Genomic DNA, 13,723 nt, shown 5'->3' on the forward strand with positions numbered 1-13,723 from the left:
AAAAACCTGTGGAATGATTTTCCTTTGTGGTATTTCATTGCGTTTGATTGCGATTATAACAACAGTGCCGAACCCCATTTTATAATGTCAAAAAAGAATTTATTTTGATTGGTTGCCACGCCATCGCTATTTTTTGTGTTGCTTTCTTCGTCCTTTGATTTATCCACCATACCGTTTTTATATTGACCTTTCACGACTTCTAAATCATCACGGGCTTGGGTGCGTAAAATTTGGCATTGTTGAGGGGATAGGGGTTCTACGTCTAGCACGGCGGTACGGAATTTTTTAAATTGATAAGTGGCATAATTCATGGATTTTTCATCTTGTTGGATGATCTTCACATAGTCTTCGCCAATGAGGTTTTCCAATGGATAGAAAAAAACATATTGGGAATGGATATAGCGATCTTCTTTTGCAAAATGTGCTTGCTGAATACGGGTAAGATGCGGGTAAATACATTGTTCTGCCTGTTTGCTGGCCATCGCCCATTGTTTGGCTTGTTTATCGGAAAGTTGATAATCTGCCCCGGCAAATTCCGCCGGAATAGGGGATTGTGATGGGGTGGAAAAATTGCACGCACTGAGAAGTAATATGGTGGCAAATGTAACAATCAATTTCATTTTGGGTTTGGGTTAAGGGATTGATAAAGACCAAATTCTAGCAATAAGCACCGGATAGATAAAGGTTGAGATAAATTTTCATTTTCCCGATTGGAAAAACTTCCGCTATAATGACCGTACTTTTCGTTAATTAAAAGGAATATTCATGCAAAATCCAAAAGATGATGTACTTTATGCGCCCGTTGAATGGGTTGACCATAGCGAGGGTTATACGGACATTCGCTATCACAAATCCACTGATGGGATCGCCAAAATCACTATTAACCGTCCTGAAGTGCGTAATGCTTTCCGTCCACAAACCGTTAAAGAAATGATTCATGCCTTTTCTAATGCTCGTTTTGATGAAAAAATCGGGGTCATTGTTTTAACCGGTGAAGGTGAAAAAGCGTTCTGTTCCGGAGGCGATCAGAAAATTCGTGGGGATTACGGCGGCTATAAAGATGAAAGTGGCGTACATCACTTAAATGTGTTGGATTTCCAACGGGATATTCGGACTTGCCCGAAACCGGTGGTTGCCATGGTGGCAGGTTATGCCATTGGTGGCGGTCATGTATTACATATGTTATGCGATTTAACCATTGCGGCAGATAATGCTATTTTCGGTCAAACCGGGCCGAAAGTGGGGTCTTTTGATGGCGGCTGGGGAGCAAGCTATATGGCCCGTTTAGTCGGTCAGAAAAAAGCCCGTGAGATTTGGTTTTTATGTCGTCAATATAATGCACAAGAAGCCTTGGATATGGGCTTAGTGAACACCGTAGTGCCTTATGCCGATCTTGAAAAAGAAACGGTACGTTGGTGTCGTGAAATGTTGCGTAACAGCCCGATTGCATTACGTTGTTTGAAAGCGGCATTAAATGCAGACTGTGACGGTCAATCCGGTCTTCAAGAATTGGCGGGTAACGCTACTATGTTGTTCTATATGACAGAAGAAGGCCAAGAAGGGCGCAATGCTTTCAATGAAAAACGGGCACCGGATTTCAGTAAGTTTAGACGCAATCCTTAATCATTCAAGTAAAAGTGCGGTGAATTTCAACCGCACTTTTTGTAGGTAAATGTGATGACAATTCGACAATATCATCTTTATCGTTATTCCATTCCTGTTGATAGCCAACTGATTTTGCGAGATCGGTTTTTAAAACGCCGTGAGGGATTGTTGGTACAAATTCAATGCCAAGATAATGAAGGCTGGGGGGAAATTGCCCCTTTGCCGGGGTTCAGTGAAGAATCTTTAGAAATAGCGGAAGAACAAACAATACAATGGCTTGCCGATTGGAATGAGGCACGTTCCCGTGGTGAGAAGTTATCATTTGAGGGGCTTTATCCTTCCGTTGCATTTGGGCTGAGTTGTGCTTTAGCAGAGTTAAAAGGCAAACTCAATGCAGAGGGAAATTATCATGCAGCGCCCTTGTGTTATGGCGATCCTGATGAACTTTATGCCGAATTAGCTAATCTCCCGGGTGAAAAAGTGGCCAAAATCAAAGTGGGGCTGTATGAAGCCAACCGGGATGGATTGATTGCAGATATGTTTTTAGAGGCTATCCCTGAATTGCAATTACGCCTTGATACCAATCGCCGTTGGACGCTTGAGAAAGCCTTGTTGTTTGCTTCGAAAATCAAACCTGAACACCGTAGCCGAATTCAATTTTTGGAAGAACCTTGCAAAACACCTGAATTAAGTCGTGAATTTGCTGCTCAAAGCGGCATTGCCATTGCTTGGGATGAATCCTTACGAGAAAGCGATTTTCAGCTTAAAAAAGAACCGTACTTGGCAGCCATTGTAATTAAACCAACATTAATCGGCTCTCTTGAGCATTGTATTGAACTTATCAAGCAAGCCCATACTTTAGGTTTAAAAGCGGTAATAAGCTCCAGTATTGAAAGTAGCTTAGGGTTAACCCAACTGGCTCGAATTGCCCAACAATATACCCCCAATATCACACCGGGGTTAGATACACTGGATTTAATGGATTACCAAGTGTTGCGTTCTTGGCAAGGATCAACCTTACCGCTCATTGATTTGGATTCACAATGGATTAAAAAAATTATCTGATACGACCAGCGATGATGGAAAAATCAGTATAATGCCCAACCTTAAAAGGAAGAGAATATGTCGCCAAAATCCCGAATTTTGCTGCTAAATGGCCCGAACTTAAATATGTTAGGGGCGCGTGAGCCAAAACACTATGGCCGTTTATCACTGGCTGATATTGAAACGAAGCTAAAAGAATTAGCCGTACAGCACAATATTGAATTGGAATGTTTTCAGGCCAATAGTGAAGAAAAGTTGATCGAGAAAATTCATCAAAGTTTCCAAAAAACCGATTTTATTTTAATCAATCCTGCCGCTTATACGCACACAAGCGTGGCATTGCGTGATGCCTTATTGGCGGTTTCAATCCCTTTTGTGGAAATTCATTTGTCGAACGTACACAAACGTGAGCCGTTTCGTCATCATTCTTATTTTAGTGATGTGGCAGAGGGCGTGATTTGCGGATTAGGCGCAAAAGGCTATGAATTTGCCTTTTTATTCGCTTTAGATTTCTTATCAAAAAAACAATAAAAAATAGCTATTTTGGCGAAATTTATAGAATTTTATCGCAATTTAGTTCAATTTAGGGTAATCTTTGCCCGATTAAAAATCCGTTTATCACTAACTACACTTTTGTGTATTGGCGAGGTAATACTGTGCATTGTCATAAAAGTGCGGTTAAGAATTTTATTATTTTAGGAAGAACATATGGACATTCGTAAAATCAAAAAGCTTATCGAATTAGTTGAAGAATCCGGTATCACCGAATTAGAAGTTCAAGAGGAAGAGGGCACGGTACGCATTAGCCGTGCAGCCCCTGCGGTAGCGCCTGTTGCGGCACAATATTCCGCACCGATTGCAGTCGCACCGGTATCTGCTCCGGCTGCGGTGGCAGCCCCTGCACCAAGTGCTGCACCGGCTTCAGCCCCGGCTCCGACTACCGATGAATTATCCGGTCATATTGTTCGCTCACCAATGGTGGGAACTTTCTACCGTAGCCCAAGCCCGGAAGCAAAAGCCTTTGTTGAAGTGGGGCAAACCGTAAAAGTGGGTGATGCGCTTTGTATCGTTGAAGCGATGAAAATGATGAACCGTATCGAAGCGGATAAAGCGGGCGTCATCAAAGCCATTCTTGTGAATGATGGCGAACCGGTTGAATTTGACGAACCATTAATCGTTATCGAATAATCTTATCAATTATCTAAAATGGCGGGGAGACTTGCCATTTTTTAACAAATGGAATTCTTATGTTAGAAAAAGTTGTCATTGCCAACCGTGGTGAAATTGCATTACGCATTTTGCGTGCATGTAAAGAATTAGGCATCAAAACCGTTGCTGTCCATTCCACTGCCGACCGTGAATTAAAACACGTTTTATTGGCGGATGAAACCGTTTGTATTGGGCCTCCGCCTTCTGCAAAAAGCTATCTCAATATTCCGGCTATTATTGCTGCAGCAGAGGTCACCGGGGCAGATGCGATTCATCCGGGATATGGTTTTTTATCTGAAAATGCCGATTTCGCAGAACAAGTTGAACGCTCAGGCTTTACTTTTATTGGCCCTACCGCAGATGTAATTCGTTTAATGGGCGATAAGGTTTCGGCGATTAAAGCCATGAAAAAAGCCGGCGTGCCTTGTGTGCCGGGGTCTGACGGCCCGGTTGGCAACGATATTGCCAAAAATAAAGAAATCGCAAAACGTATCGGTTATCCAATTATTATTAAAGCTTCTGGTGGCGGCGGTGGTCGTGGTATGCGTGTTGTGCGTAACGAAGAGGCGCTAGAAGAGTCAATTGCGATGACCAAAGCTGAAGCGAAAGCAGCCTTTAATAATGATATGGTGTATATGGAAAAATACTTAGAAAATCCACGCCATGTGGAAATTCAAGTATTGGCGGATACGCACGGTAATGCGGTGTATTTGGCAGAACGTGATTGCTCAATGCAACGTCGCCATCAAAAAGTGGTGGAAGAAGCCCCAGCACCGGGAATTACTGAAGAACTACGCCGTGATATCGGTTCTCGTTGTGCCAATGCCTGTGTAGAAATCGGCTATCGTGGTGCAGGTACATTCGAGTTTTTATATGAAAACGGCGAGTTTTATTTCATCGAAATGAATACCCGTATCCAAGTAGAACACCCGGTGACAGAAATGATTACCGGTGTGGATTTGGTGAAAGAGCAACTCCGTATTGCGGCAGGCTTACCGCTTTCTTTCAAACAGGAAGATATTAAAGTGAAAGGTCATGCCATTGAATGCCGTATCAATGCAGAAGATCCAACATCTTTCTTGCCATCACCGGGTAAAGTCAATCACTTACATTCACCGGGCGGTTTTGGTGTGCGTTGGGATTCCCATATTTATGGCGGTTATTCCGTGCCTCCGCACTATGATTCCATGATTGCTAAATTGATCACTTACGGTGATACCCGAGATGTGGCAATCCGCCGTATGCAAAATGCCTTGGCGGAAACCATTATTGAAGGCATTAAAACCAATATTCCATTGCATGAAATGATTTTGGAAGATGAAAACTTCCAAAAAGGCGGCACCAACATCCACTACCTTGAGAAAAAATTAGGGTTACATGATTAATAAAAAGGCTCACGAAAGTGAGCTTTTTTATCGAGATATCAAAGTATAAAAATAAGCGGAAAATCAACCGCACTTTTCATAAAAAAATCCCACATAGTGTGGGATTTATCACTTATTTCTTTTTCACCGGGCGTTGCCAATTTTGAATATGACGTTGTGGCACTCGGGTAATCACCAATTCGTCTTTTCCCACATGGCGTGTAATCGTTGAGCCAGCACCGATAGTTGCGCCGTCTTCAACGGTGACTGGGGCGACTAATTGCGTATCCGAACCTACGAAGACATTATCACCAATAATGGTTTTAAATTTATTGGCGCCGTCATAATTACAGGTAATCACCCCCGCACCGATATTGCAATTTGCCCCGATTTCACTGTCGCCTACATAGGTTAGGTGGTTGACTTTTGAGCCTTTACCGACAAGGGATTTTTTGATTTCCACAAAGTTACCCACATGGGTTTCTGCGGCCAATTCTGTACCCGGGCGTAAACGGGAGAACGGCCCAATTGCGGCCTTTTCGCCAATGCTGGTATCTTCTAACACAGAATAAGGCTTCACTTCCACATCATCGGCAATCACAACGTTTTTTAATACACAGCCTGTTCCTATTTTCACCCGATTTCCTAAGCGCACATCTCCCTCAATAATCACATTGGTATCAATTTCTACATCTTTACCATGCTCAAGGGAACCGCGTAAATCAAAACGATCAGGATCGGCCAACATCACGCCGGCTAATAATAAACGTTCCGCCTGTTTACGTTGATAATAGCGTTCAAGCGCACTTAATTGCATGCGATTGTTTGCCCCTTCTACTTCCATCATATCCGTTGCCTGCACCGCAACAACTTGGCAACCATCTTGGTTGGCAAGGGCAATTAAATCGGTCAAATAATATTCACCTTGAGCATTATTATTACCCACCCGGGCAAGCCATTTTTTGAAACTGGCCCCATCGGAAACCATTACGCCGGTATTCACTTCCTGAATGTTCAATTGTTCTGCATTGGCATCTTTTTGCTCAACGATAGCGATGACACGGCCATTTTCACGAATAATACGGCCATAACCTGTTGGGTTATCTAACTTCACCGTAAGTAATGCAATACCCTTTTCAGGTTTTGCTGCAATGAGCTTTTCTAAGGTTTCCTTTGTAATCAGCGGGGCATCACCGTAAAGTACGACAATATTCTCATTATCCTTAAAAAAAGGTGCGGCCTGTTGCACCGCATGTGCTGTGCCAAGCTGTTCGGTTTGCAAGACCCAATTGACTTTTTCATCGGCAAGATGTTCACGCATTAATTCACCGCCATGTCCGTAAATCAAATGCACATTTTCAGCCCCCAGAGAATGAGCCGTATCAATAACATGTTTTACCATCGGTTTACCCGCTACCTTATGCAACACCTTTGGTAAATCAGAATACATCCGAGTGCCTTTTCCTGCCGCTAAAATGACCGCACTTATTGTTTTATTTGTCATAAAAAATATCTCTTATTATCAAAAATTGGCGGTATTTTAGCTTAGAAATTCTGAGATGATAAGCTGTTTATCTTTTCTTAAAACATTCTATAATGAAACAATTTTGAACGGTTGGGGGGGATATGCGTAATAGAGATGAGATGATCCTACAATGGGTTAATTCGCAAGGAAAAGCCAGTGTAACTGAATTGGCTGAAAAATGTGAAATATCTGTTGAAACCGTTCGACGTGACCTTAATCGACTTGAGAAACAAGGATTACTTTATCGTACACATGGTGGAGCGATAAGTAATAAAACGACAGATCTTGGATCCTTTTTTCAGGCTCGGCGATATATCAATGCAACGGCAAAGCGATACATTGCTAAAAATGCCCTTGAATTGCTTTATGAAAATGCAGTGATTGGATTAGATGCGAGTTCTACAAGTTGGTATTTCGCACATTTAATGCCGGATATTCCTTGCACTGTTGTGACGAATTCTATGCTTAATATCAATGCATTGGTTGATAAACCCAACATCAAAACTATTGTGACCGGAGGGGTTTATTCATCAAAGTATGAAGCATTTTACGGTCCATTATCAGAATATTTATTACAACGTCTGCATATTAACTTTTCTATTTTTTCCTGTTCCGGTATTGATAATCAAGGAAATATTTGGGAATCCAATGAATTAAATGCCTCTTTGAAGCGTAAAATGATGGAGGCCTCAGAACAGGCTTACCTTTTGGCGGATCATTCTAAATTTGAGAAAAAAAGCCTCATACAATTAACGGAATTGAGCAAAATTAATACTCTTTTTAGTGATACCGATTTGTCGGAAACGCTCCAAACCTATTGTGAAAAAAACGATATTGTGACCGTTTTATAATAAATAATGACCGAATTGCCCGATTTTTGAAAATTTAAGTAAGAAACGGGCATTATTTTTCTTTAAAAATGACCGATTATTGTGATCCTTTTCACAAATTTGAAATTAACGGTCTTTCCCTTCTATCTTCTTCTATTTTTTTATTCAAAAATAATTTCAAGTTAAGCAGATAAATCGCTTATCTGGGATTTCAATATGAACTAAAAATGATAGGAGAAACACGATTATGACATCTTTCACTCAAACTAATCGTATTAAAATCGGTATCCGCCCGACCATTGACGGTCGCCGTATGGGGGTACGAGAATCATTAGAAGATCAAACCATGCGTATGGCGAAATCTGTTGTCGATTTATTGCAAACCCATATTCACTATACAGACGGTTCTTTTGTTGAATGTGTGATTGCCGATAGCTGTATTGGTGGGGTGGCTGAAGCAGCAGCTTGTGCGGATAAATTCAAACGTGAAAATGTTGGATTAACGATTACGGTCACCCCTTGTTGGTGTTACGGCTCTGAAACGATTGATATGGATCCGCATATGCCGAAAGCGATTTGGGGTTTTAACGGTACGGAACGTCCTGGCGCGGTTTACCTTGCTGCTGCATTAGCCGGCCATTCTCAATTAGGTTTGCCTGCCTTCTCAATTTATGGAACCGAAGTGCAAGAAGCCAATGATACAAATATCCCGGAAGATGTAAAAGAAAAACTGTTACGTTTTGCCCGTGCCGGTCTTACTGTTGCTACTCTTCGAGGAAAATCCTATTTATCTATTGGTTCTGTTTCTATGGGGATCGCAGGCTCCATTGTGAACCAACAATTTTTCCAAGAATACCTTGGTATGCGTAACGAATATGTGGATATGACGGAAATCAAACGCCGTTTAGATCGCAAAATCTACGATCAAGAAGAAGTGGATTTAGCCCTTTCTTGGGTAAAACAATATTGCCAAGAGGGTATTGATGTAAACAGCCAGGAAAACCAACGTACACCGGAAGAGCGGGCCGAACTTTGGGAAAATGTAGTGAAAATGAGCATTATTACCCGTGACTTGATGGTAGGGAATCCAAAACTGGCGAAATTGAATTTTGCTGAAGAAGCCTTAGGGCATAATGCCATTGCTGCAGGGTTCCAAGGTCAGCGTCATTGGACGGATCATTTACCAAACGGCGATTTTATGGAGGCCATACTCAATTCTACCTATGATTGGAATGGTGTTCGCCCACCTTATATTTTGGCCACCGAAAATGACAGTTTAAATGCCGTGTGTATGTTGTTCGGCCATCAGTTGACCGGGCAGGCTCAAGTGTTTGCTGATGTACGCACTTATTGGAGCCCTGAATCCGTTGAGCGTGTGACGGGTTGGAAACCGGAAAGTGGCTTTATCCATTTAATTAATTCCGGTTCTGCTGCACTTGATGGTACAGGTCAACATAAAGATGCAAATGGTAACCCAACCATTAAACCGGCTTGGGAAGTGACTGAAGAGGACGGAAAACGTTGCCTAGCGCACACTCGTTGGTGTCCAGCGGTACACGAATATTTCCGTGGCGGTGGTTTATCTTCTCAGTTTTTAACGCAGGGTGGTATGCCGTTTACCATGCATCGTATTAATCTTATCAAAGGCTTAGGGCCGGTATTGCAAATTGCAGAAGGCTGGTCAATCGATTTGCCTGAACAGGTACACGATATTCTCAACAAACGTACTAATGAAACTTGGCCGACCACTTGGTTTGTACCTCGTTTAACCGGTAAAGGGGCATTCACTGATGTCTATTCCGTAATGGCTAATTGGGGAGCGAACCACTGTGTTGCCACTTATGGGCACGTTGGTGCGGATCTTATCACACTGGCCTCTATGCTACGCATTCCGGTTTGTATGCATAACGTTGAAGAACGCAATATCTTCCGACCAAGTGCTTGGAATGGGTTTGGTCAAGATAAAGAAGGTCAGGATTATCGAGCTTGTCAAAACTTCGGTCCACTTTATAAATAATCGCAATGGCACATACTTTTTTGTGTGTGCCACCATTTCAATCAACACCCATATTGAAGTGCGGTTATAAAATCCAAAGGACCGAATAAATCACTTTAGTGATTTATAAGTAAAAATCGATGTCTTTTTCAGCCGCACTTTTTCTCAATTTTAGGGGGAGTTTTTATGCCTATCGTGCTGATCTTTGATTGCGGTGCAACCAATTTGCGTACTATTGCGATGAGCGATAAGGGTGAAATTTTGGCCTCCCATCATATGGCGAACAATACCCAACCGGATATCAAATTCGCTGATTATCATATTTGGGATTTTGAAGAAATCTGGCAGAAATTATCTCATTGTGCGGATCTAACTATTGCACAATTAAGAGAGAAACATATTGATTTAGCAGAGATTGTTGGTATTTCTGTGACGACATTTGGGGTAGATGGGGCTCCTTTTGATCGCCATGGGCAGCAACTTTATCCGATTATTTCTTGGAAGTGTCCACGCACACTTCCGGTAATGGAAAAATTAGATAAGTTGTTAGATGTTAAAGCGCTTTATCAACGTAATGGCATCGGACAATACAGTTTTAATACTTTATTCAAGTTGCTTTGGTTAAAAGAATATGAACCGGAAATTTTCCAAAAAATGGATAAATTCGTGTTCATTTCTTCCATGCTAACTCAACGTTTAACGGGGGAATGGAGCACCGATCACACCATGGCGGGGACATCAATGATGACAAATCTCGCTACCGGTGATTGGGATGAAGATATTTTGCAATGGCTTGGGCTTACCTCATCCCATTTTCCACCAATGCGCTATGCGGGTGAAAAAGTAGGTGATCTTATGCCTTCACTTGCTATGAAGTGGGGGCTAAAGCGTATTCCGGTAATCGCTTGTGGACACGACACACAATTTGCCGTGTTTGGTTCAGGGGCAGGATTGAATCAACCCGTGCTTAGTTCCGGTACTTGGGAAATTTTGATGGCTCGTACGCAATATGCACAGCCACAATTTGATTTTGTTTCACAAGGGCTGACGACAGAATTCGATGTTCAACGGAATTGCTTCAACCCCGCAGTGCAATGGGTGGGTTCCGGCATTATGGAATGGCTTGGAAAACTGTTATTTGCAGATGTATATGGCACTGATCGCTATTATTCAACGATGATTACAGAAGCTATGGCTGCCGAGGAGAGTAAAAGTGCGGTCGATTTTCAGGGCGTTTTTAATCAACTCGGACAAGGACGGATAGAGGGGCTTTCTATGTTTACCTCTCGTGGCGAGATCTATCGTGCAGCGCTTTATTACATGGCGAATCAGCTTAAACAGGGATTGGCTGTGCTACAACAGGTGAGTCATTTTAAAGCAGAGAGTTTGCTTTGTGTTGGTGGTGGATCAAAAAATCCATTATGGAATCAAATTCGTGCCGATGTTTTAGGGTTACCGATTGATGTGGTTGATGTCGCAGAAGCAACCGTTTTAGGTGCGGCAATGTTTACTTTTGTCGGTGTTGGTGTGTACGACAATGAAGAAATGGCACAAAAGGCGATGCAACCGCAACGCAAACGAATTTACCCACGATTTAATTTTGTAAACAACGAATAGGAGTCATCTTAATGTTAAAAGGTATTCATCCGGCAATTTCTCCTGAATTACTCAAAATTCTTGCTGAAATGGGACATGGTGATGAACTTGTCCTTGCTGACGCGCATTTTCCTGCTCATTCGCTTCATCATCATGTTGTGAGAGCTGATGGGATTGCCATTGCGACTTTATTAAAAGGGATTGCGCCATTGTTTGAATTTGATGCTTATGTGACTGCACCGCTTGTGATGATGCAGGCAGTACAAGGCGATAGTTTAGATCCTGAAGTAGAAAAACGCTATTTAGAGGCCATTCAAAGTGCGGTCGATTTTGTGCCGAATCTTGAACGTATTGACCGCTTTGATTTCTATGAGCGAACAAAACATGCCTATGCTGTGGTGATGAGTGGCGAAACTGCAAAATACGGCAATATCATTATCAAAAAAGGGGTTACCCCGGTTTTATAACAAATTTAGAGGTCTTAAAAATGAATAGAAAAACACTTTCACAGAAAATTATCGATACCTGCCTTGAAATGACCCGATTGGGGTTAAATCAAGGGACTGCAGGAAATGTCAGTGTGCGTTATAAAGAAGGTATGCTGATTACCCCCACCGGTATGCCCTATCATTTAATTACACCGGACGATATTGTTTATGTTGATAGTCAAGGTAAACATGAAGAGGGAAAACTGCCTTCCAGTGAATGGCAATTTCATTTAGCAGTCTATCAAGCTCGTGCAGAGGCCAATGCGGTTGTTCATAATCATTCTCTTCATTGTGCCGGGTTATCCATTCTTGAAAAACCTATTCCGGCTATTCACTACATGGTTGCGGTGGGAGGAAGTGATCATATTCCTTGTGTGCCTTACGCAACATTTGGAACCTATGAGCTTGCCTCTTACGTTTCTGAGGGAATTAAGAAAAGTAAGGCAATTTTACTGGCGCACCATGGCTTAATCGCTTGTGGTGAAAATCTTGATAAAGCATTGTGGCTGGCACAAGAGGTTGAGGTATTGGCTTCTTGGTATTTGAAGTTGCTTGCCACCGGTTTGGATATTCCACTTTTGAGTCATGAGCAAATGCAAGTGGTATTAGGAAAATTCCATACCTATGGATTACGCATTGAAGAATAGTGATTCTTTGTGTGCTTCTCTACTAATTAATATAAGGAAAATATTATGAGTGCCAAAGTATTAGAAAAGAAATTCATTGTCCCCTTTATTTTAATCACGAGCTTATTTGCGTTATGGGGATTTGCCAATGATATTACCAATCCAATGGTGGCGGTATTCCAAACAGTGATGGAAATACCCGCCTCCGAAGCGGCCTTAGTGCAATTTGCATTTTACGGTGGTTATGGGACGATGGCGATTCCTGCGGCGATTTTTGCTAGCCGATATAGTTATAAAGCAGGCATTATGCTTGGTCTTATTCTTTATGCTATCGGCGCTTTTTTATTCTGGCCGGCAGCAAAATATGAAGAATTTAATTTTTTCTTAATTTCACTTTATATTTTAACCTTTGGTTTGGCTTTTTTAGAAACCACGGCAAACCCTTATATTCTTGCAATGGGTGATCCACAAACTGCCACACGTCGCTTGAATTTTGCTCAGTCTTTTAACCCTTTGGGTTCTATCACAGGGATGTTTGTGGCCTCTCAGTTGGTATTAACCAATTTGGAGTCAGATAAGCGTGATGCATCAGGTAATCTCATTTTCAATACGTTATCTGAAGCGGAAAAAATGGGGATTCGTACTCATGATTTAGCGGAAATTCGTGATCCCTATATTGTATTAGGCTTTGTGGTGGTTGCAGTACTGATTATTATTGGTCTTTACAAAATGCCGAAAGTACGAGTGGAAGAAGGCAATAATCGTATTTCGTTTAAAGAAGCAGTCAGTCGTTTAATACAGATACCTAAATATCGTGAGGGCGTGATTGCACAAGTATTTTACGTTGGCGTGCAAATTATGTGTTGGACGTTTATTGTTCAATATGCAGAACGTTTAGGGTTTACTAAGGCAGAAGGTCAAAATTTCAACATCATTGCGATGGGAATTTTTATCGCTAGCCGTTTTATTAGTACCAGTCTTATGAAATATCTCAAATCTGAATTTATGTTAATGCTCTTTGCTATCGGCGGTTTCTTTAGCATTCTTGGCGTCATTTTCATTGATGGGGTGGGAGGATTGTATTGTTTAATTTTAACCTCCGGTTTTATGTCACTGATGTTCCCAACCATTTATGGTATTGCACTTAATGGGTTAAAAGAAGAATCGACTATTGGTGCGGCAGGTTTGGTTATGGCGATTGTCGGTGGGGCGTTAATGCCACCATTGCAAGGGATGATTATTGATCAGGGTGAAGTCATGGGACTCCCTGCAGTGAACTTCTCTTTCATCTTGCCTTTAATATGCTTCGTCGTTATTGCTATCTACGGGTTTAGAACATGGAAAATTCTTAAATAGAGGTAAAATGGCCGCGCTTTAAAGTGCGGTCATTTTTTTATAAATTTGGTGGATAAGCTTTGCTTTTAATTCCGCTATTCCCGT

At 41.8% G+C, this 13,723-nt stretch carries 13 protein-coding genes; 11 read left to right on the top strand and 2 right to left on the bottom strand.

What is annotated here, in order from left to right; translation table 11 throughout:
* Positions 1 to 53 precede the first annotated feature (53 nt).
* On the bottom strand, positions 54 to 620 hold the full coding sequence (locus BKK48_RS02715) for a DUF5358 domain-containing protein (RefSeq protein WP_077426666.1): 567 nt from the start codon (positions 618 to 620) through the stop codon (positions 54 to 56).
* 145 nt (positions 621 to 765) lie between these two features.
* Here BKK48_RS02715 and menB point away from each other — a divergent pair, with 145 nt between their 5' ends.
* From menB to accC, 5 genes are all read left to right on the top strand, one after another.
* Positions 766 to 1,623 (top strand): 1,4-dihydroxy-2-naphthoyl-CoA synthase, encoded by an 858-nt coding sequence (gene menB, locus BKK48_RS02720; RefSeq protein WP_077414480.1) that lies wholly within the window; start codon positions 766 to 768, stop codon positions 1,621 to 1,623.
* A gap of 54 nt (positions 1,624 to 1,677) precedes the next feature.
* On the top strand, positions 1,678 to 2,670 hold the full coding sequence (menC, locus tag BKK48_RS02725) for an o-succinylbenzoate synthase (RefSeq protein ID WP_077426667.1): 993 nt from the start codon (positions 1,678 to 1,680) through the stop codon (positions 2,668 to 2,670).
* A gap of 57 nt (positions 2,671 to 2,727) precedes the next feature.
* Positions 2,728 to 3,180: a type II 3-dehydroquinate dehydratase gene (gene aroQ / locus BKK48_RS02730; RefSeq protein ID WP_077414485.1), complete on the top strand. Its 453-nt coding sequence runs from the start codon at positions 2,728 to 2,730 to the stop codon at positions 3,178 to 3,180.
* Between the two features lie 177 nt (positions 3,181 to 3,357).
* A complete protein-coding gene (gene accB, locus BKK48_RS02735) occupies positions 3,358 to 3,837 on the top strand; it encodes an acetyl-CoA carboxylase biotin carboxyl carrier protein (RefSeq protein ID WP_077426668.1) in 480 nt (159 codons plus the stop codon).
* Between the two features lie 59 nt (positions 3,838 to 3,896).
* Positions 3,897 to 5,243, top strand: a complete 1,347-nt coding sequence (accC, locus tag BKK48_RS02740; protein ID WP_077414489.1) for an acetyl-CoA carboxylase biotin carboxylase subunit — start codon at positions 3,897 to 3,899, stop codon at positions 5,241 to 5,243.
* A 112-nt stretch (positions 5,244 to 5,355) separates the two neighbouring features.
* On the opposite strand, the gene glmU is transcribed toward accC, so the two are convergent.
* The gene (gene glmU, locus BKK48_RS02745; RefSeq protein ID WP_077426669.1) at positions 5,356 to 6,726 is read right to left on the bottom strand and encodes a bifunctional UDP-N-acetylglucosamine diphosphorylase/glucosamine-1-phosphate N-acetyltransferase GlmU; all 1,371 of its coding nucleotides are present in this window, start codon (positions 6,724 to 6,726) and stop codon (positions 5,356 to 5,358) included.
* Between the two features lie 122 nt (positions 6,727 to 6,848).
* Here glmU and BKK48_RS02750 point away from each other — a divergent pair, with 122 nt between their 5' ends.
* The 6 genes from BKK48_RS02750 (at position 6,849) to fucP (ending at position 13,639) form a co-directional block, all read left to right on the top strand.
* Positions 6,849 to 7,598 carry a DeoR/GlpR family DNA-binding transcription regulator gene (locus BKK48_RS02750; protein ID WP_077426670.1) on the top strand — a complete coding sequence of 250 codons (750 nt, stop codon included), beginning with the start codon at positions 6,849 to 6,851 and terminating at the stop codon, positions 7,596 to 7,598.
* A 226-nt stretch (positions 7,599 to 7,824) separates the two neighbouring features.
* Positions 7,825 to 9,594 (top strand): L-fucose isomerase, encoded by a 1,770-nt coding sequence (gene fucI / locus BKK48_RS02755; protein ID WP_077426671.1) that lies wholly within the window; start codon positions 7,825 to 7,827, stop codon positions 9,592 to 9,594.
* A gap of 165 nt (positions 9,595 to 9,759) precedes the next feature.
* Positions 9,760 to 11,190: an L-fuculokinase gene (fucK, locus tag BKK48_RS02760; RefSeq protein WP_077426672.1), complete on the top strand. Its 1,431-nt coding sequence runs from the start codon at positions 9,760 to 9,762 to the stop codon at positions 11,188 to 11,190.
* Between the two features lie 11 nt (positions 11,191 to 11,201).
* Positions 11,202 to 11,636: an L-fucose mutarotase gene (gene fucU, locus BKK48_RS02765; protein WP_077426673.1), complete on the top strand. Its 435-nt coding sequence runs from the start codon at positions 11,202 to 11,204 to the stop codon at positions 11,634 to 11,636.
* A gap of 20 nt (positions 11,637 to 11,656) precedes the next feature.
* The gene (gene fucA / locus BKK48_RS02770; RefSeq protein WP_077418143.1) at positions 11,657 to 12,304 is read left to right on the top strand and encodes an L-fuculose-phosphate aldolase; all 648 of its coding nucleotides are present in this window, start codon (positions 11,657 to 11,659) and stop codon (positions 12,302 to 12,304) included.
* Between the two features lie 45 nt (positions 12,305 to 12,349).
* Positions 12,350 to 13,639 carry an L-fucose:H+ symporter permease gene (gene fucP, locus BKK48_RS02775; RefSeq protein WP_077426674.1) on the top strand — a complete coding sequence of 430 codons (1,290 nt, stop codon included), beginning with the start codon at positions 12,350 to 12,352 and terminating at the stop codon, positions 13,637 to 13,639.
* The last annotated feature ends 84 nt before the right edge of the window (positions 13,640 to 13,723 follow it).

It is taken from the genome of Rodentibacter heidelbergensis, from assembly GCF_002000125.1.
Taxonomy (GTDB): domain Bacteria; phylum Pseudomonadota; class Gammaproteobacteria; order Enterobacterales; family Pasteurellaceae; genus Rodentibacter; species Rodentibacter heidelbergensis.

Excerpts from the sequence above, each read along its gene's own strand:
- fucP (WP_077426674.1), top strand. The coding sequence starts at position 12,350 with ATGAGTGCCAAAGTATTAGAAAAGAAATTCATTGTCCCCTTTATTTTA.
- fucU (WP_077426673.1), top strand. The coding sequence starts at position 11,202 with ATGTTAAAAGGTATTCATCCGGCAATTTCTCCTGAATTACTCAAAATT.
- BKK48_RS02715 (WP_077426666.1), bottom strand. The coding sequence starts at position 620 with ATGAAATTGATTGTTACATTTGCCACCATATTACTTCTCAGTGCGTGC.
- accB (WP_077426668.1), top strand. The coding sequence starts at position 3,358 with ATGGACATTCGTAAAATCAAAAAGCTTATCGAATTAGTTGAAGAATCC.
- menB (WP_077414480.1), top strand. The coding sequence starts at position 766 with ATGCAAAATCCAAAAGATGATGTACTTTATGCGCCCGTTGAATGGGTT.
- aroQ (WP_077414485.1), top strand. The coding sequence starts at position 2,728 with ATGTCGCCAAAATCCCGAATTTTGCTGCTAAATGGCCCGAACTTAAAT.
- fucI (WP_077426671.1), top strand. The coding sequence starts at position 7,825 with ATGACATCTTTCACTCAAACTAATCGTATTAAAATCGGTATCCGCCCG.
- menC (WP_077426667.1), top strand. The coding sequence starts at position 1,678 with ATGACAATTCGACAATATCATCTTTATCGTTATTCCATTCCTGTTGAT.
- fucK (WP_077426672.1), top strand. The coding sequence starts at position 9,760 with ATGCCTATCGTGCTGATCTTTGATTGCGGTGCAACCAATTTGCGTACT.
- accC (WP_077414489.1), top strand. The coding sequence starts at position 3,897 with ATGTTAGAAAAAGTTGTCATTGCCAACCGTGGTGAAATTGCATTACGC.
- glmU (WP_077426669.1), bottom strand. The coding sequence starts at position 6,726 with ATGACAAATAAAACAATAAGTGCGGTCATTTTAGCGGCAGGAAAAGGC.
- fucA (WP_077418143.1), top strand. The coding sequence starts at position 11,657 with ATGAATAGAAAAACACTTTCACAGAAAATTATCGATACCTGCCTTGAA.
- BKK48_RS02750 (WP_077426670.1), top strand. The coding sequence starts at position 6,849 with ATGCGTAATAGAGATGAGATGATCCTACAATGGGTTAATTCGCAAGGA.